Here is a 19,114-nt window from a genome sequence, read left to right on the forward strand (position 1 = left end):
TCGAGATGCTCAGTCGAACGATTTTGGATTGAAGGAAAAAGTCTTCGACTGAGCGATCGTGCCAAAGTCTAAAATTTAATTTCTAACATAAAAAATATGTCAATTATCATTGCTGAAAATCTGAGTAAATCTTATCCCGTGGCAGTTAAAAGTCCGGGTATTAAAGGTACAATCAACCACTTTTTTCACCGCACCTACCGCTCAATTAAAGCAGTTCAGGATGTTTCCTTTGAAATTGCCCCTGGTGAAGTAGTGGGTTTTTTGGGCCCAAATGGTGCTGGTAAAACTACCACACTCAAAATGCTCACGGGGCTGATTCATCCCTCTAGCGGTACAGTCAAAGTTGCTGGACAAATTCCGTTTCAGCGCAAAGAAGCATTTTTGCAAAAAATTACCTTGGTAATGGGGCAAAAGCAGCAGTTAATTTGGGACTTGCCAGCGCTAGATTCTTTGAAAATTAATGCTGCTGTATACAACATCTCTGATAAAGAGTTTCAACGGCGGGTGGGAGAACTAACAGAGATGCTTTCCCTAGAAGGCAAACTTACCCAAGCAGTACGGAAGCTTTCTTTGGGTGAACGGATGAAGGCAGAATTGCTAGCAGCACTTTTGCACCGTCCCCACGTATTATTCCTAGATGAACCAACGCTGGGACTAGATGTAAATGCTCAGGTAGCGGTGCGCGATTTTTTGCGCGACTACAATCAGCGTTATCAAGCTACAGTGCTGTTGACGAGTCATTACATGGCTGATATCACAGCTTTGTGTCAACGAGTGCTGTTGATTCACGAGGGAAGGCTGATGTATGACGGTAGTTTAGATGGACTACTAGAACGTTTTGCCCCATATCGGGAAGTTCATATAGAGTTAGCCCAACCTCTACCGATAGAAAAACTTATGACCTATGGTGATGTGCAACACTTAGAAGGGCGATCGGTGCATTTTATGGTATCTAGAGAGGCGCTGACCCGTACCGTATCTAAGATTTTGACGGATTTGGAGGTAATTGATTTAACAGTTACCGAACCGCCTGTAGAGGAAGTAATTGGACGAGTATTTCAGGCGGGTGTTGTGTAGAGACGCGATTAATCGCATCTCTCTTGTAGAGACGCGATTAATCGCGTCTGTGGAGAATTCAGGGTAATTTTTGTAGTGGGAAGTGAATAAATGAAGCGGATAATCAGAAAAGCCTTTACTTTGCTGTCAGTATACTACGCCTATATGGTTGAGTATCGAGCAGAGCTAATCTTATGGGTTTTGGCTGGCTCTTTGCCGATTATCCTTATGGGTATCTGGATACAGGCAGCACAAGGCGGGCAGTTTGGGCTATCACCTGTGGATTTTGCTCGTTATTTTATCACAGTTTTCATAGTTAGGCAATTAACAGTTGCTTGGGTAATTTGGGACTTTGAAAGAGAGGTAGTGGAAGGCAAGCTTTCGCCCAAGTTGCTACAACCACTCGACCCAGTATGGCATCATGTTGCGGGTCATATTTCTGAAAGATTTGCTCGGCTAACCTTTGCTTTTCTATTAGTGGGATTGTTTTTTATTCTTTATCCCCAAGCTTTTTGGTTGCCAAGTTTGAGTAGATTTTTGCTGTTTATATTGGCGGTAATGCTAGCTTTTGCTTTGCGGTTTACGATTCAATACACCTTTGCTATGTTCGCCTTTTGGACAGAACGGGCTAGCGCTTTAGAAAATTTTTGGTTGTTATTTTATCTATTTTTATCTGGTTTGATAGCACCTTTAGAGGTCTTTCCAGAACCTGTGCAGAAAATAGTGATGTTTACGCCTTTTCCCTATTTGATTGATTTTCCTGCGAGTCTTTTGGTAGGGCTACCCGTGGATATAGGGCGGGGATTTGCGTCAATGGTGGGATGGATATTAGTGTTTTTGGGTGCGAATCGCTTTCTTTGGCGTGCAGGTTTAAAGCGCTACTCTGGGATGGGAGCTTAAATAATTTAACATTCAACTAAAAAAATACCATCCAATGATTTGGCTAAGTACAGCTTTGCGTCAAACCGTGCAGAATTGAGGGTGATGAAAGGCAGAGGGTAGGCAAAGGTTTAATATGTGGCAATTTTTCGTAACGAAATTTATAAAAATATCTACTAAGTTGAGGAAGTTTGAATACTACTGATAAGTCCACGCAATTCGTCTAAAGTATTTAGCGTCTTAAATCTTCGCATAATTACCTCTAGTTGCTCTAAATCATTAATTTGAGAGATTTCTGGCATTAATTCTAATCCCTCAGTGCCAAATTTTATCTCCAAAAGCAGTTCAATGGTCAATAGCCTCTCCTCTTGTATCGCTTTTTCCCGTGCCTCGTGGAAACTTTTCTGATATGCCTCTTGGAAAATTTCCTGATAAAAGAAAGATTTCTCGAACACTGACATATCTCACCTCATGATTTGCCAAACTCAAAGAAGTTCCATTAGTTGATAAATTGCCGTAATTCATCTAGAGTATTCACGCTCTTAATTCCCTGCTGAATTGCTTTTAATCTATCTAAATCTGAAATTTGAGAGATTTCTGGCATCAGTTGCAATCCCTCAGCACCAAATTTTATCTCCAAAGCGAGTTCAATACCTAAAAGCATCCCTTCTCGCTGTCCTTCTTGCCGTCCTTCTTGCCGTCCTTCTTGGCGCCCTTCTCGCCGTCCTTCTTGCCGTCCTTCTTGCCGTCCTCGTTGTTCGCCCTCTTTCAAAATTTGCTGATACCAGGGAGATTCGCGTAACACTGCCATATCCCACCTCATGATTTGCTGAACTAAAGCGCTGTCTAATACGAAGGTAGCAAAAAAAGCCATAACAATTTCTAACTGGCTCAATTGCTCATCGGCGCGGAGAATTTGCAATGCCCGTTGCACAGTGGATTCTTCTGCGCCTCCTTTGAGAATTGGGACAAAAGGAAGCAAGGAAGGAACAGGTTGAGTAAAAGCGATTTCCACATCGACTTCCCAAAGGTTGATAACGCGGTAGTCTTGACGCGCCTGTAAACCTGCAAATTGTGATTCATAGCTAGTGGGAATTTCAACATCACTTTCTTTGAGGATGTTAACTAGTACCGGATAGGTGGGCAAATTGTACTTTTCTTCTGCCAGTGCTGCATAAGCCCGCATCCGTTTGGGCATTTCAGCTTTGTAGCGTAATTGTAACTCGTTGAGTACGATAAATTCGCCATATTGGGGACTGGTGGCGCGGACTAAGACATCACTCTCACGGCTAATCCACTGGAATTCGGAGTTGATAATTTCTCCGCATACAATATCGGGAATTTGTGTTACCCATTTTACCCAATTTTCGGGTGCGAGGCTGATTAATCGCTTGGTGCTAATATCTGCTGCTTTAGCCATAAGGGATGTAGATAAGCATAGTTGTAGTTTATGGCTAAAGTGGCGATATCTACTATAGGTTACGCCTATGCACTGATGTATTTTGCTTCTTATTTTATCCAGCAGAATCCAGGAGTCAGGAGCCAGAATTCAGAATTGAATTATCGGTATTGTCTTAAACTTTTCTGGCGTCCCCAAAGAATAATCTTCTAACTTAAAATCAGCAAAAGGCTTCTTTTCTAACCTATCCCGTAATGCTTCATCGAGAATTACACCTGGTGATTGTTTTTTAACACCAATGATTATAATACTTCTCTGATATTTAGTTAAATCCTGATTTGCCTGACAATCACTCCGTTGAAATTGTCCCAAATTTAATATATGATAGCTTTTGACGCTTGGTGTATTAATAAATATTTTTTTTACTAATAATTGTATTTGTTTAGAACGTTCTAGAGCCATTCGCTGTTGAACTTCTATATTACCTTTACAAGAAATGCCTACAGAAATAATCTCACTAGGGTCTTGCATTATATTCTGTATACCTTCTTGTTCTAAGCTCAACTTTAAAAGGTCAAGACTAATAATTTCATCATTATATTTAATTTGAAAATTACTACCTAAAAGCCATTTATATTCTACTGATAAAACAGCTATATTAAATTCGGCTACCCTCCCCTGACTATCCCTACCTTCTTGATAAGGAAAATAATCAATATTACCTTTTTTTTCTGGGGATTGCCCATAATTTTGCCTTACAGAAAATTTTGATGTCCGTGTTGCTAAAGCGACTATACTAATTAATCCTAATATAACTAGCAGCGCTGCAAAAAATTTCAGTAGTGGTACTTCTTCTGGCTGTTTCTGTGGAGCAAAGGAAGTTTTAGTAATTTGTGGTGGCAATCTCTCGATGTTACAATTATCTAATAAATTAGGATTTTCAGCCGTAGTTTCTATTAGTTGGGTTTCAATTTCTTCTAGGCGTTGTAAAATTTCCTGAGTATTGGCAGGACGCTTTTCTATATCGGGTGCTGTGAGCCAATCAATTAAATTCAATAGTAAGGGTGAGATGTGCATAGCATGATTTTGCCAGTTCAATAAATTTTGCTGCACATCATACATATCTAAAGGATGGTATCCCGTGAGTAAAAATACAAATGTGCGCCCCAAGGCAAAGAAATCTGATTGCGGTACTGCTTGAGCATTCATTTGTTCTGGAGCGCTGTAGCCAGATGACATCAGTGCTGTCATACCGTCGCCGTTGTTAAGTTTGTCTGGATAGGTTCTATCAATTTCAGTGGCAGTGCCAAAATCAATTAGTACCAAATTCCCCCAACCCTTCCCAAGGGGGGATCGAATCATAATATTAGATGGCTTAATATCTCGATGTAAGTACTGTTTACTATGCACTAAATCCAAAATTTCTACCAATTGTTTTAACCAGGCTATAGCTTGTTCCTGCGAAATAGGATAATTCTGCTGCTGCTTTAGCCACTGTTCTAAGTTGTATCCACCAATTTTTTCCATTGCAATGCAATGCAACACTAAACCATTTCGGGTTTGATATTGGAAGTAACTATCTTCTTTGGGAATGCCGGGATGCAAGAAGTGTCCTAATACGGTTACTTCTTGCTGAAATAGTTCTACTGCTTTGGTGTCGCCTGATAAATCCTCTTTGAGTATCTTGAGAATTTTAGGGGTATCTTGTTCATAAGCTTCATAAACTTTACTAAACCCTGTTTTGTCACTTAACAGGCTCGTCACCCGATAACGCCCTAGCAATTCCAAATGGGAACCACAACTTTGACAAAAGCGGTTTTGATGATTATCCGGGTGATTTGGTTTAGGGCAAACGGGATTGATGCAAAGGCTCATGAGTGGGGAGTGGGGGGAGTTAGGAGTTAGGAGTTAGGAGTAGAGACGCGATTAATCGCGTCTGTACAAAAGTTAGGAGTTAGGAGTGGGATACAAGGGGACAAAAGGTGAGAACTTGCAACAAGTCTTTCCCAATGCCCAATGCCCAATACTTCGACTCCTTTCGACTTCGCTCAAGGCAAGTCGCTCAGTACAAGTGCCCAATGCCCTTAGACATCACTCCTATTAATTCTTCTGTTGCTGTATGATAATCCCGTCCAATAATTATGAGATTTTCTATCTGTGTTCTGCCAAGAAAGCTGCTACAGTTTGGTTAAATGGCTCTGGTTGTGTCAAAAACGGCCAATGGTTGCCGGGAACTTGACAGATGCGTAAGTTTTTAAGATAGGTTTTGTATGGTTGAATTTGCCAATTTTGGCGGTTCAATCCTTGTTCTGGCTGAACGAACATGGCAGGGGTGTTAAGGGGAATTGTAAAACCAGGCACTTGCATTACTGCTTCAAAAATGCCATCGCGGGCGGCTACGGTAAATTTGCTGCCCCAACTACCATCGAGTTTTTGTTCTATTCCTGCTTGGAAGACTTGCTGCTGGAAGGAACTCCATCCTTGATATTGCTTTAACTGCTGTGCTTGTTGTTCGGCTTCTTCATAACTGGCAAAGGGGCCCATGCTTTTGAGAAAAGGCAAGAAGCGATACAGCATGGGAAAAGTTACCCTGAAAAGGCTGGGCATTTTCCAGATGAAAATTGGATCGACTAGAATTATACTTCGCAAACGCTTTGGGTTTTGCCTTGCCCAGATGGCGGCTAATTTCCCTGTCCACGAATGACTTACAATATGGGCAAAAGTCCATCCCAGATGATCCATGAGTGCTTCGAGGTCTGCGATCGCACTTTCAAAGCTATAATCTCTCTCAGGCTTACTACTTTGCCCATGTCCGCGCATATCTGGTGCAACTATGTGGTAGTCTGCCGCTAGGTAATCTCCTAAACTAGACCATACTAGAGCATGGTCGCCTAAGCCGTGTAACAGTAGTAAGGGTTCTTGCCCTTGGTTCCACTCTAAGTAAGAAAGTTGAATATCAGGCTTTGATAATGTTTGACGTACAGGCATCATTGCACATCCACCAATGAAGAGATTGTTTCGCGTTTATATATTACTGCCAAAGAAGATGCACGCGCCCAGATGGGACTTGACAGCTATAACCAAGCCTTGTAAGTTATTCCCAATCTCAACTTTTATCATAGGTCAAATTACCTCGATGCGATCGCGCATTTGGAGTCAGAGTAATTAAATCGTCAATATTACGTTTCATTGTCTCGCAAATCGCATCTAGAGGTAAGTCGTTAGGATCATAACCAAAGGGATTTTCTATCTCCAAACCGATGGCTTCAATACCAAATACTGTAAAACCAACGAAAGCAGAAATTAAACCTGTCCACCAACCCAAAGTCTGCACTATTTGAAATGGGAACAGGAAACAATATAGTAACAATAATTGCTTTAGATGAATGGAATAAGCTAATGGCATAGGTGTTTTTAAAATACGTTCGCAAGCACCTAAATTATCCACAAGATTATTCAATAATTCTTGCATAGATGTTAACTGGTAGCTATTAAGGCAATTGCGATGATACTGCTCCTGTAAATAATCTCCTATCCAAAAAGCAACCTCTATGGGGGGATTATTCATAATCTTCAGTTTTATATACTTACTAGATGGCATTAAATCTTCTAACTCGCTATTAACTGTTTCTCCCCGCAAATGTAATTTAGTTGTCACAGCAAAAGCTACCAATAAATTTAGGGCTGTAATTTTATTCTCTTTATCTTCTGGTGAAATTTCGTCAATTGATACCCAAATTTGCCGAGCCAAATTTCGGATGTTATTTACTAGAGAACCCCAGCATTTTCTCCCTTCCCAAAATCTCTCATAAGCAGTATTGGTGCGAAATACAAGTAACAAACCTAAAACAATACTAGGAATAACACTTCCTAAAATAGGTTGGGATACAGGTATTTTAAAATGGTAAAGTAGAGAAATTAAAAAACCGAAAGCTCCACACCATAAAACATGTTTGTAAATTGCTTTCAGGACTGAACCTTTAAGTTGTAATTTTAGCCGTAGCCATGTGAGTTTTTCGGCTGTCATGTAGTCACCCTAAGAGAATATTTAGTGAACCGATAGATAAATAACTATAGTAATAGCACAATTGACATGGGGTACAACATTACATCACCAGGTGTAGGGGCTTGTCTTTGCCCATTGGTGTCAACTTAAGCTAAAACCCTTTTTGAACCTCGTTTCCAGCCAGAGTCGGGAAATGCACATCATTGCGGCTCTCTGCCGCAAGTCTTGAGGCGGAGCCTCTAGGACGGCATTCCCAGTCGGAGCAGGGGAACGAGACAACGAGACAATATCTAAAATCTGGTTCTAGGCTGGCTTTCACGTTAAGTTGACACCTATGGGCAAAGACAAGCCCCTACGCGTGTACCTCACGTAAACGAGAATCGCTATATGTCTTTTTTGTTGGTAGTCTCAAAACGTTGAATTTCAATTAAATAACCACTAGGGTCGCGTAAAAAACAGTGGTAAATGTTGTACTTTTCGTTTAATGTAGGTGGTTTTTCAAATTCAACGCCACGTTCTTTGAGATATTCAAACCACTCATCTACCTGCTGTGTTACCAACGTAAAAATGACACTTGATTGCTTGTTGGCTGGAGGAGTTGATATTTCGCTTGTTTGACACAAACCTAAGTATCCAGAACCACTGACAGTATAAATCAGACAGGTTCCTTGATCAAGCCATAACTCCAAACCGAGTTTTTGTTCGTAGAATTCTCTAGATGCATTGAGATTATGAGTATAAAAGAAGCTAATTTGCTGGTCGATTTGCGGATGAACAGACATAAATACATTTGAGTATATACCCTAACGACATCTGGCGATCGCATAGGTCAAAATTGATTGATGTTAGAAACCTGTTACTACTCCAGATGCGCTTAAGGCATCTGGAGTTTCTTTTTGGAAAAAGCGATGTCTACAACGGGCTGCGCCTGTACGTCTAAGCTGTTACGCAAATAATATTGTACATTTACCTGATGACTCTTGACGGTTGACTGATGACCGATAACCGTCAACCGTCAACGATTATAAAGAATGTTTATATAATTTAGACGCATATCAGCTTACCACTACCGACTGTTTGACCGTTACAATCGGTCTATAGCTAGTCTAGGCGTCTTAGGTGACGATCGCCGCAGATGGAAACCAAATCAATTTAGCGATGAACTATGGGGTTGCGTAAGTCAATAATTATTACAAAATACTAAATAATTTTTGGGAATATCACCCAAGCTAATTAAAAGGTTTACGCCGAATGGATATTTTAATAGAATAATCTCATCAAAAGATTCGCAGAAACATAAATGGACTGGATTACACTACTGCGATCGCTACAGTCTGATTTTATAAAAAGGTTAGCATCTGGTTGTCTGCTTCATTGTGAAACAGAAGGTCAATATAGTGAATTAACTATAATCTCTGGAGAGAGATTAAAGGCACTACGGGAATTTTGCTGGCAGATGGCTGAGAAATATAAGCGTGTTTTGCCAGTCCGTGATGTTTTTCTTAGCTATCTTAAAGGTAAGTTGGGTGAGGAAGTTGTCAAGGAACGTTTAGCTGATTTTATTACCGAAGTCGATTATGAAAAGCGATTCGGCGGCGATGGCAATATAGATTTTACCTTGACTTCTGACCCATCTATTGGTATTGAGGTTAAATCTCGTCACGGTAGTATTGATAGAGTTAGATGGTCAATTAGTTCTGAAGAAGTTGAAAAAAATGCAGTTGTAGTTTGCATTTTGATTCAAGAAGATGTGAGTGAAGCACAATCTGAATATCACCTTTTTTTGGCTGGCTTTCTCCCAACCCGGATGATTAAATTGAAGACTGGTAAAATTTCATTTGGGATTGAACAATTACTTTATGGTGGTGGTTTATGGTGTTATCTAGAACAGTTACAATCTTCTAAGCAAAAACCACCAATTTACAAATATATCCCAATGCAGGAAATTGCATATAAGTCAACTAATAATCAGTTGAGTAAATCTTCTTTTCAACCAGAATATCGTGATGAAGATTTAAATATACTTTATGTAAGATTAGGTGATGAATGTTTTGAAAAAGGAGAATATTCAAATGCGATCGCTAACTATAATCAAGCCTTACAAGTTAAATCTAGTGATGTTGATTTATATTATAAACGAGGTTTAGCTCATTATCAAATAGGAGATTATGAAGCTGCGATCGCAGATTATTCTCAGGCAATTCAGATAAATCTTCATGATGCTAAATCTTACAATAAACGAGGTTTAGCTCTGTCTCAACTAGGAAGATTAGAAGAAGCAATTAATGATTATACCCAAGCGATCAGAATTAATCCTAATGTTGCCGTAGCTTATAAAAACCGGGCTGAAGCTCGTTCTCATGTAGGAGATAACCAAGGAGCAATTGAAGATTATACTCAGGCTATTAAAATTAACCCCCATTATGCTGATGCTTATAAAAACCGTGGGATTGCTCGTTATTTATTAGGCTCTCAACCTGGGTTTCCCCAAGCAATCAAGATTAATCCTAAAGATGCCATAGCTTATAAAAAACGTGGTAATGCTCGTTCAGATTTAGGAGATTTTGAAGGAGCGATTGAAGATTATACTCAGGCAATACAGATTAATCCTAATTATGCAGATGCTTATTACAACCGTGGTAATGCTCGTTCAGATTTAGGAGATTTTGAAGGAGCAATCGAAGATTATACTCAAGCAATCCAGATTAATTCAAATTATGCAGATGCTTATTATAATCGTGGCAATATCCGTTTAGAAATAGCAGATAAACAAGGAGCAATTGAAGATTTTCACAAAGCGGCAGACATCTATCGTCAAGAAGGTAAGCTAGAAGCACTCAAAGATACACGAGAAATAATATTAGATTTAGAAATAGAAGAATCATTAGATATTTTAAACTTCTAGAAAATCGATGAATTCGGATAAATAGTCACTTTAAGTCTAATACCAATTCTGTTATCTCGTTCCCATGCAGAGCATGGGAATGCCTGATTTAGGGGCTGCTGCCTCCTGTCAGACATTGAGTCAGAGACTCAATGAATGCGTTCCCAGGTAGAGCCTGGGAACGAGGAAACAGACTAATGCAACGTCTCTTGCATTGGATTTGGGGCTTAACTGAAAGGTATTATGCTCAACCCAACCTACGCAGTTTAAGGTTTTTGGCTAAGAGAAAATAAAAGGTTTAAACCCACGGAGGTGGGTTTTGTATTTCGACTCCGCTCAACACAAGTCTCGTATAGCCGCGATTTCTAATCGCCAGGGCTATTAATAAATTAGACTACAAAATTGCTCCAGTCTCTTTCAAATAAACCCGCGTAAATGGTTCATCTTCACCCAAAGTATAATCTTCAATCAACCCTTTGCGACGAATAGAAATATCGTTGCCTTTTCTAATCACCACAGTAGAACCATCGAATACATCCCGCACTAGGATCATCTCGGTTTCAGTGGGATTATCCAAAACTACCATATTACTACTGGGGTAAAACATTCCCTCTTCATCTAGAATCTCTTCCGCATACTCGGCAATCAGCAAATCAAGTTTTGGATGACGCAGCAAAGTTTGGACGTTGCTATTGTAATCTTTACTTAATACTTTTTTGGAGCGATTTACAAAAACTCCATCACGACAAACAGCGCCTATTGTCCAGTTGGGATTTTGCAAAAGGATATGGTCAATTGTTGCTTGCAGTTCTTCAACTGAGATTTTATTAAAGGTAATAATCGGTATCCGAGAATCTGTACCCGACTCAAAAAAGGTTTCTAAGATATAAGAAGGCACATCAACGCTTTCACCTTCAGAAGGTTTAAGATGCATTAAAACACCTGGTGCAGCATTGATTTCCAAGATGGCAAAGTTACTAGACTTCCAAGATTCTGAGAGACTTTTGGTCATGACATCAATACCAAGGCAAGTCAACTGGAAGTGTTGGGCAATATCTTGCGCCAAGATAATATTGTCATCATGAACCGTGTGCGTTGCATCGATGCTCATACCCCCAGCCGAAAGATTAGCGACTTTACGGAGGTAAACAGTGCGCCCCTTCTCAATAACGCTGTCCAATGATAAGCGCTGTTCCTCTAGGTAGAGTTCCATCGCTTCATCGATTTGAATTTTACTCATCGGCGAGGTAGGCGTATCTAAACGTGCAGGTTTCCGGTTCTCTAGGCGGATTAATTCTGCAAGCGTTAAATAGCCATCACCAATAACCGATGCTGGACGGCGTTCTGTGGCGGCGACAAATCTGCCATTGACACACAACAAACGAAAATCTGATCCGGAAATACTTTTCTCAACAATTATCCGAGTTAGCTGATCTTCGGGAATCGCTGCCAGTGCCCTATTATAAGCAGCAGCAAGTTCTTTTGAGTCCTGCACGTCAGCCGTAACGCCAATTCCTTTATGTCCTACCACTGGCTTAACTGCTACTGGGTAGCCAATTCGTCTTGCTGCCGCTAAGGCTTCCTTTTCAGTAAAGACGATATCGCCTTCAGGCACTGGAAAACCCAACGTATTCAAAAATGCTTTGCAGTCATCTTTGCGGGTGGTAAACTCCGAATCTAGATGGCTATCACAGTTAAATGTTGTTGCTATCCCCCGGACATGTTTTTTTCCCAAGCCGTATTGCATTAATCCTTCTTCCCACAAATAAAAGGCGGGAATACCTTTTTCGTAGGCTGTTCGCAATAGGGCGTAAACTGTGGGGCCACCATAGACAGAGGCGCGGAATTTATTTTGCAGCCTCACCAATTGTTCATCAAAGGTAAAGTCTTCGTCTTGGGTAATAGCTTCAAACCAATCCCAAACAAAATAAGCTACCTCTCTAGTTGTGCGTTCATGTAGTGATTGGACGCTAATCCGCACTAAATCTGGATATGGCTTGACGCTCCAACGGTTAAGGTGTAAATCCATGTCCAGTTTTCCGACTTCGGAGACAACTTGGGCAAATAGATGAGCATAAGATTCGTAGCTTTGGCTGCCCAGATTTGGATAGCGATCGCCAATCCTTGCAATATAATCTTCAATGGGCAAAGGCTTTCTAGACTCAACTAGAGCAAAGTCAAATACTAGTGCCCCTATATCTAAATAGGGGTTGGGGCCAATATAATGCTTGAAGTTGAAAATATCGAATACATCCGTTCTTCTAGCATTAATGCGGACTAAATCACTGCTTTTTTGTAGAACCATTGATTACGAACCTTTGGCTAAACACCCTGAAATTTAAATGCTGAGTTCTGGTTACTCAGACTTATTGATTGTAGATTGATTTACATTAAATAGTCATGGCAAAGCCATTGATCTAATCAGAACCCACACTAAACCTATTAGTAAGCATTTTCAACTATCTCAAGGCATAATTAAACCCCCCAACCTCAGCAAAGAAAAAACTACAGTCAATTCATCCTCATGATTAGTCAAAGATATAACCTTTGAAAGGTGTAACACCCACCTCAGAATTTGTATAAATAAATGTGCGGTATTGAAAGACAGCAAAGTATGAATAGCACAGAAGCTGCTCTAAGAGATGAAATTCGAGAACTTGCTGAGGAAGCTTTTCACCAAAAGCTGATCTCTGGGCATGGTGATGGCCCAGACATAAATGAGTATCAAATTGTCTACCAAGGCAAACCCAGGCATCTCCCACTAGAACAAGCACGTTTTTTCTTAACTAACTTGCTTTACAGAAGTCGCATTCATTAGGACTTAGCATCAGATATCTAATTGCACCCAGCCAAAGTTAATACCAATTATTTAATAATTGCCCGATAAATTTTCAATCGGCAATTAGCAATGCCTCTAGAAAATCACTCTACAGGCAGTTGGTGCTGTGGGTTTTATTAAGTCAACGAACGTTAATCAGGATAGTAATTTTCTTGAATAATCTTTTGGTTTCGTTGCGTCTACGCAAATATCAATACTACCTTCTATCATCTGATCTACCAAAGGGATGATTTGATACTTGGAATTGTCATGGTTTAGTAAAATTTATTAACTCACATCAGGGGGCATCATGGTACAAAGTAATGCCAAACGGCAACTGGTAATTATTGGAGGAGCTGAAGACAAGGAAGGAGATTCCCAAATTCTACGGGACTTTGTGCGACGGGCTGGCGGTACAAAGGCGTATATTGTCATTATGACGGCGGCGACAGAATTACCTAGAGAAGTGGGAGAAAATTATATTAGAGTATTTGAGCGACTGGGAGCCGAAAATGCTCGCATTATTGATACAGAAACCCGCGAAGATGCATCTTCATCTACCGCATTGGAAGCAATTAATAAAGCAACTGGGATATTTTTTACTGGGGGAGATCAAGCTCGCATCACCAGCATTCTCAAGGACACCGAAATAGATAGGGCGATTCATCAACGGTTCTCTGAAGGTGTAGTTGTTGCAGGCACAAGCGCGGGAGCCGCCGTGATGCCAGACGTAATGATTGTGGAAGGCGACTCAGAAACACATCCTCGGATTGAAACTGTTGAAATGGGCCCCGGTCTTGGTTTTCTCCCAGGAGTGGTAATTGACCAGCATTTTTCCCAGCGCGGACGCTTGGGACGTTTAATTTCAGCTTTGATACTACAGCCTGCTGTTTTGGGATTCGGTATTGACGAGAATACCGCTATGGTAGTGACAGATAACCAAATTGAAATTATTGGTGAAGGTGCGGTTACGATTGTTGATGAATCAGAGGCTACATACAACAATATGGACGAAATTTTGAAGGATGAGTCTTTGGCGATTTGCGGAGCAAAGCTTCATATTTTGCCACATGGCTTCAAATTTGATTTGAAAACCCGTCAGCCTATCCTAAATAATGGCTCTGTGTCAAATGTCTCTGTAGCTGTTGCTTGAATCAACACCTAAGTTTTTGCAGGTGCGTTTAAGTTGAGTCAATAATTAATAATTGTAGATTACTGACATTTATTTCTTGAATATCCTCCCAAGTCCTCTCAGAAAATGCGGATATATCCCCGCATTTTCAGGAGGAAAGGGGGGATTTATTATTAATATTCTCTATCTTAATTTCAGCAAACTACTACAACTAGGTAAGTAGGCAAGAATTAATCAAACTAAGTTATGCAATGTAAAATTACTTAAACTTGCTTTTAGTAAGGACTTCAGCCATTAGAATAGGGCTGAAGTCCTTACAAAATAAGTAAATTAAAAGTAATATCAACTTCTATGACAATCTATTTTTATAGCACTCGTGAAGAATATGGCTGTTTCTCTAACTTTTCGCCGCACGGCTTTGAATTAGATGGATTATATTGGTCAACTAGTGAACACTACTTTCAAGCGCAAAAGTTTGTGGGTACACCTCATGTAGAACAAATTCGTCTAGTTAAAACACCTAAAGATGCGGCAAAAATGGGGCGTGAGAGAACCCGTCCTTTACGTCAAGATTGGGAACAAGTTAAAGACGACATCATGCGGCAAGCTGTGCTATCTAAATTTCAAACTCATAAAGATATCAGGGATATCTTACTTTCCACAGGCAATGCAGAAATTGTTGAAAACTCGCCCATAGATTTTTACTGGGGTTGTGGAACCGATGGTAGTGGTAAAAATATGCTAGGAAAAATTTTAATGGAGGTGCGAGAGATCCTGCACCATACATACAGCGCAGATGTTGATAATAGAACTGTTAAATAAATGATATTTACCTCGTTCCCAGTCTCCGACTGGGAATGCCATCCTAAAGGCTCCGCCTCCCTTTCTGGCGGCAGAGCCGCTATTGAACAGCATTTCCAGCCTCTTGCTGGAAACGAGATTTGAAAAGCGTTTGAGCTTAAGTTGACACGTATGGGCATTGCACCTTGCCCCAAATGGCACGCTTGTAAAGCCCAAAGGCTTGTGTCGCCTCGTTAAGAGCCTCCAGGCTGGGAATGTATTCTCATGGGCTGCTGCCTCTCGTCAAGCTACTGGAGGCGGAGCCTAAGAGAATGGGTTCCCAGCCTGGAGGCTGGGAACCAGTCGGGGTAAGGGTTGTATCTTTTCTTAGTGCCATTCCGCCTTGCCCCAAAAGAGCGTATTTGTATCATTATTAAAGTGAAATGGGATTACGCCTACTTAACCTACGCTGTGCTAAACCAAACCAACCTGATGAAAGATACATCCTGGTTTTGGGAACACTAGATTTAGCACCAGACTTAACAGGCAAGGGTTGATGTCTAAAGGTGAATGGAATAACAGATCGAAAATACAGTTCCTCTGCAATTACCCATAACATACTTAAAATCAGTGAAGCGTAATACAATTACCCATGAATTTGACTCTGGTTCACAAGCAGAAATACTACCTATACACGAAAGTGACGACATATCGGAAGCTTCTAAGCTACTACGGCAAGGAATTCAGCAGCAGCAAGCTGGTGAATTCATAGCGGCTTTGAAGTCCTTACAACAATCCTTGGGGCTGTTTCAGTCTGTTGGGGATTTGCAAAAACAAGCACAGGCACTTTCTTTTTTAGGATTGGTAACTTACACTGCTGGAGACTACAAAGGTGCTATCTCCTACTCTGAACAGTGTCTGTCTTTGCTGAATAAGAACTCAGATTTAGCATTGCAGATGCAAGCACTTTCCCATTTAGGGAATGCATACCGTCATCTAAATGACCATAATAAGGCTATTGAATTTTTGGAAAAATGTTTAAAAATAACGCAACAGCTGCAAGACAAACGTAGTCAAGTAGCAGCACTGAATAATTTGGGATTGGTGTATAAAGCCTCGGGCAACTTTATGCAGGCAATTGAGTATCAGCAGCAAAGCCTAGAAATTGTCCGGGAACTCAAAGATAACTGGGGCGAGGAACAGGTACTCAAGAATTTGGGTAATGCTTGGTATGCTTTGGACAATTACCCAAAAGCGATCGCCTATTATGAGCAGTGTGTAGTACTAGCACGCTCCTTAAAACATGTTCGCAGTGCTTCTCAGGTGCTAAAAAATTTAGGGAATGCTTGTTATGCCTTAGGTGATTATACTACAGCCATTAACTATTATGAAGAGCGGTTGCAATTAGCTCGAGAAATTCAAGACAAGCGTAGCGAGGAACAGTCTTTAGGTAATTTAGGAGTTGCTTGTGAAGCTTTGGGTGACTATAACAAAGCCATTAAATATTATGAAGAACGTTTGCTGTTAGCTAGAAGTATCAAAGATCGGCGCAGTGAACAAGAAGCTCTTGATCGTCTGAAAACTGCTTGCTACGCCTTGGGTGATTATGCTAAAGCTATGCAATACCAGCAAGGAACATCTTCAAATAATTCGTAATTCGTAATACTTCGACTACGCCCTTCGACTACGCTCAGGACAAGCTCAGTACAAGTTCGTAATTCGTAATGACAAAAAGTCCGAAAAATCGTTAAAAAGCAAGAGAGGGAAAGGAATAATTAATAGTTAATAATTAGTTAAAATAATATAAAATTACTCAAATAGGTCAATTTCTCCCATTATCTTTTGGTGCTGGAGATATGCGAGAACTTCTAATGTATCTACTTGGGGAAATTGAGCATAAAAATTACTTACACTCCAAAAGGGTTCTGGTGTTTTCAAAACAATTGTGCGATCGCCCCACTGTTCTAACCAAGGTAGCAATGTTTGTGGCGCTACTGGAGTACACAGCCAAACTGCTGCTGGAGAAAGCGTTTTGAGAGCAGTTGCCGCTACCGCTATTGTCATACCTGTAGCAATACCATCATCAACTAAGATCAGCGTAGCATTCTCTGCATTCACCTGTGGACAAGCAGGAATTAATAGAGCCTCAAGAGACTTAGCCAGGTTTATCGCTTTATTTAAAGCTACTTCCCGCCACCGCGCATCATGTTTAGGGCGAAATAGCTTTTGATCAGTCCAAAGAACATTTCCAAAAGTAGTCACTGCACCAATTGCTAACTCTGGGTTTTCTGGATGGCTAATCTTTTTTGCTACGACGATTGTCAAGGGACAATCCAAAAGACGTGCTATTGGTGCTGCTACTGGTACACCCCCTCTTGGCAAAGCATAAACAATTGGTACAGGCTTTACCCCAGAATCAATAGTTTGCTGAGTTAAAACATCATGAATCACTCGCGCCAATTCCTCACCCGCATGGGTGCGATCGGCGAAAAGCGGGGTATGTGACATGGTTTCCCCCAGCATGTTAGGACAGTACTGCTTTTATGATGACTGAATTTTGTCTCAAATTAACTGATACAATAAGATTTGTATAAATAATTAAGTATTCAGCAAAAGTCTATTGATTCTGATAAATCTCCAAGCAAAGCAGTATTTAACTCAGATAAGACAGATGGTGCTGATGCCAAAACCTAATTTTCATGAGCAGCGAAACCCAACTCAGCCTCTTCGACGACTCAACCCTTAACCAACGAGAACTGATTCCCACAGACGCTAAAATTGCGATCGCTCCGGGAACTTATTCTGACATAACGGAGTTGACACAGCATTGCGATCGCTGCCACCGTTGTCCATTGGGAGACACTCGAACTCATGCTGTCGTCGGACGCGGTAATCTCAAAGCCCCAATTATGGTTATAGGGGAAGCGCCTGGTCAAAATGAGGACGAAACCGGCTTACCATTTGTAGGCAGATCAGGGCAGTTGCTGGAGAAAATTCTGGCATCCGTGAATCTGACTACTGAGCATGATGTATATATTGCCAATATCAATAAATGTCGTCCCCCAGATAATAGAGTTCCTACACCAACAGAAGTGGCGGCTTGTTTACCCTACTTACTAGAACAAATTCGCCTAGTTGACCCCAAAATAATCCTGTTAACAGGTGCAACTGCTGTCAAAGGCATCACAGGTGATAAGCGCGGGATTACGAAAATTCGCGGACAGTGGCTGGAGTGGGAAGGGCGTTTATGTATGCCAATTTTTCATCCTTCCTACTTGCTGCGTAATCCTTCTAAAGAAAGAGGTGCGCCGAAATGGTTGATGTGGCAGGATATCCAGGCAGTGCGTGCCAAGTTAGACGAAATCCAAAATAATAACTAATAAACATCTAGTGACTCAATTTTAGATTTTAGATTATCCACTGTGAAAAAGTAAATTTCTGTAGATAGCGTGAGCGATAAGCTCAATTGGGGAACTCTAGGATAAGAATTTACTACTTTCTCTAGAGACAGCCATGACTAATGTACAACCTAATCTCCTACAACTTGCTAAATAAGGCGATCCAAAAGCTATTGCTGCTTTAATGAATCGATCTCTCCAACCCAAAGGCATTACTGCCAAAGTTGCATTTAAGGATAGTTGTTTACACATCATGCTGGAATCTGCTCAAGTGACAGATCAACAAGCTTTAGTTGCGTTTGTCCGCAAGGGAATTATAAATTTGGAAACTGAATTGATTGAGAGAGTTAAGAGGATAAGAGCCGGAGAATTAACTTATGAATTGGATGAAATTTTGAACAAGCCAGTTGATTTAGAAACACTAAAGCTTAAAAAATTAGAAGTAGTTACTCAATCCTCTACATCCTCTACGACATCAGAATTTTCAATCCCAACGCAAAAAAACAACAAACTCAGCTAGATTTGTAACTTCTCATGTTGCAACCGCCGACAAAAAAATATCTGCCGGAATTTTTGCAATTCTGCTGGGAACATTGGGTATTCATAAGTTTATCCTGGGCTACACCAAAGAAGGCGTTATCATGCTTCTTATAACCCTGTTTACTGCTGGTTATGGTGCAATACTGTTCAGTTAAGGCTAAAACCTTTTGGCAGAGTCAAGTTTTTTAACGAACCACAGAGGCGCAGAGGACACTGAGAGAA

18 protein-coding genes and 1 pseudogene are annotated in these 19,114 nt (G+C 40.6%); 10 read left to right on the plus strand and 9 right to left on the minus strand.

What is annotated here, in order from left to right; genetic code table 11:
- The first annotated feature begins 96 nt into the window (after positions 1 to 96).
- A complete protein-coding gene (locus D1367_RS03860; RefSeq protein WP_118163131.1) occupies positions 97 to 1,077 on the plus strand; it encodes an ABC transporter ATP-binding protein in 981 nt (326 codons plus the stop codon).
- 90 nt (positions 1,078 to 1,167) lie between these two features.
- Positions 1,168 to 1,956: an ABC transporter permease gene (locus D1367_RS03865; RefSeq protein WP_118163135.1), complete on the plus strand. Its 789-nt coding sequence runs from the start codon at positions 1,168 to 1,170 to the stop codon at positions 1,954 to 1,956.
- Between the two features lie 155 nt (positions 1,957 to 2,111).
- On the opposite strand, the gene D1367_RS03870 is transcribed toward D1367_RS03865, so the two are convergent.
- The 7 genes from D1367_RS03870 to D1367_RS31560 form a co-directional block, all read right to left on the minus strand.
- On the minus strand, positions 2,112 to 2,396 hold the full coding sequence (locus D1367_RS03870; protein ID WP_118163140.1) for a hypothetical protein: 285 nt from the start codon (positions 2,394 to 2,396) through the stop codon (positions 2,112 to 2,114).
- Positions 2,397 to 2,434: 38 nt separating this feature from the next.
- Complete coding sequence (locus D1367_RS03875; RefSeq protein ID WP_118163146.1) at positions 2,435 to 3,355, minus strand: RpnC/YadD family protein; 921 nt, start codon at positions 3,353 to 3,355, stop codon at positions 2,435 to 2,437.
- Between the two features lie 129 nt (positions 3,356 to 3,484).
- Positions 3,485 to 5,209, minus strand: coding sequence for a serine/threonine protein kinase (locus D1367_RS03880; RefSeq protein WP_118163149.1), 1,725 nt, complete (start codon positions 5,207 to 5,209; stop codon positions 3,485 to 3,487).
- Between the two features lie 276 nt (positions 5,210 to 5,485).
- Entirely contained in the window at positions 5,486 to 6,322 is an 837-nt protein-coding gene (locus tag D1367_RS03885; RefSeq protein WP_118171094.1) for an alpha/beta fold hydrolase, read from the minus strand.
- Positions 6,323 to 6,440: 118 nt separating this feature from the next.
- Complete coding sequence (locus tag D1367_RS03890) at positions 6,441 to 7,361, minus strand: bestrophin family protein (protein WP_118163152.1); 921 nt, start codon at positions 7,359 to 7,361, stop codon at positions 6,441 to 6,443.
- A gap of 362 nt (positions 7,362 to 7,723) precedes the next feature.
- A complete protein-coding gene (locus D1367_RS03895; protein WP_118163159.1) occupies positions 7,724 to 8,122 on the minus strand; it encodes a VOC family protein in 399 nt (132 codons plus the stop codon).
- 92 nt (positions 8,123 to 8,214) lie between these two features.
- Positions 8,215 to 8,352 carry a hypothetical protein gene (locus D1367_RS31560; protein ID WP_220451003.1) on the minus strand — a complete coding sequence of 46 codons (138 nt, stop codon included), beginning with the start codon at positions 8,350 to 8,352 and terminating at the stop codon, positions 8,215 to 8,217.
- Positions 8,353 to 8,640: 288 nt separating this feature from the next.
- Here D1367_RS31560 and D1367_RS03900 point away from each other — a divergent pair, with 288 nt between their 5' ends.
- A complete protein-coding gene (locus tag D1367_RS03900; RefSeq protein ID WP_118163164.1) occupies positions 8,641 to 10,245 on the plus strand; it encodes a tetratricopeptide repeat protein in 1,605 nt (534 codons plus the stop codon).
- 373 nt (positions 10,246 to 10,618) lie between these two features.
- Here D1367_RS03900 and D1367_RS03905 read toward each other — a convergent pair whose 3' ends face one another.
- Positions 10,619 to 12,529, minus strand: coding sequence for an acetate--CoA ligase family protein (locus D1367_RS03905; RefSeq protein ID WP_118163169.1), 1,911 nt, complete (start codon positions 12,527 to 12,529; stop codon positions 10,619 to 10,621).
- A 309-nt stretch (positions 12,530 to 12,838) separates the two neighbouring features.
- On the opposite strand from D1367_RS03905, the gene D1367_RS03910 reads away from it, so the two are divergent.
- From D1367_RS03910 to D1367_RS03925, 4 genes and pseudogenes are all read left to right on the plus strand, one after another.
- Positions 12,839 to 13,042 (plus strand): hypothetical protein, encoded by a 204-nt coding sequence (locus tag D1367_RS03910; RefSeq protein WP_118163174.1) that lies wholly within the window; start codon positions 12,839 to 12,841, stop codon positions 13,040 to 13,042.
- Positions 13,043 to 13,352: 310 nt separating this feature from the next.
- The gene (locus tag D1367_RS03915; RefSeq protein WP_118163177.1) at positions 13,353 to 14,195 is read left to right on the plus strand and encodes a cyanophycinase; all 843 of its coding nucleotides are present in this window, start codon (positions 13,353 to 13,355) and stop codon (positions 14,193 to 14,195) included.
- Between the two features lie 330 nt (positions 14,196 to 14,525).
- Complete coding sequence (locus D1367_RS03920) at positions 14,526 to 14,996, plus strand: NADAR family protein (protein WP_118163180.1); 471 nt, start codon at positions 14,526 to 14,528, stop codon at positions 14,994 to 14,996.
- 514 nt (positions 14,997 to 15,510) lie between these two features.
- Positions 15,511 to 16,610, plus strand: a pseudogene (locus D1367_RS03925) (tetratricopeptide repeat protein).
- A gap of 153 nt (positions 16,611 to 16,763) precedes the next feature.
- On the opposite strand, the gene D1367_RS03930 reads toward D1367_RS03925, so the two are convergent.
- Positions 16,764 to 17,462, minus strand: coding sequence for a phosphoribosyltransferase (locus tag D1367_RS03930; RefSeq protein WP_118171097.1), 699 nt, complete (start codon positions 17,460 to 17,462; stop codon positions 16,764 to 16,766).
- A 191-nt stretch (positions 17,463 to 17,653) separates the two neighbouring features.
- Between D1367_RS03930 and D1367_RS03935 the strand changes: the two genes are divergently transcribed.
- The 3 genes from D1367_RS03935 to D1367_RS03945 all read left to right on the plus strand — a co-directional run bounded on the left by D1367_RS03935 (position 17,654) and on the right by D1367_RS03945 (position 19,047).
- Positions 17,654 to 18,334 (plus strand): uracil-DNA glycosylase, encoded by a 681-nt coding sequence (locus D1367_RS03935; protein WP_118163183.1) that lies wholly within the window; start codon positions 17,654 to 17,656, stop codon positions 18,332 to 18,334.
- A gap of 202 nt (positions 18,335 to 18,536) precedes the next feature.
- Positions 18,537 to 18,872 (plus strand): hypothetical protein, encoded by a 336-nt coding sequence (locus D1367_RS03940; protein ID WP_118163186.1) that lies wholly within the window; start codon positions 18,537 to 18,539, stop codon positions 18,870 to 18,872.
- Positions 18,873 to 18,945: 73 nt separating this feature from the next.
- A complete protein-coding gene (locus D1367_RS03945) occupies positions 18,946 to 19,047 on the plus strand; it encodes an NINE protein (RefSeq protein WP_244944979.1) in 102 nt (33 codons plus the stop codon).
- The last annotated feature ends 67 nt before the right edge of the window (positions 19,048 to 19,114 follow it).

This window comes from Nostoc sphaeroides (assembly GCF_003443655.1).
GTDB classification, from domain to species: Bacteria; Cyanobacteriota; Cyanobacteriia; order Cyanobacteriales; family Nostocaceae; genus Nostoc; species Nostoc sphaeroides.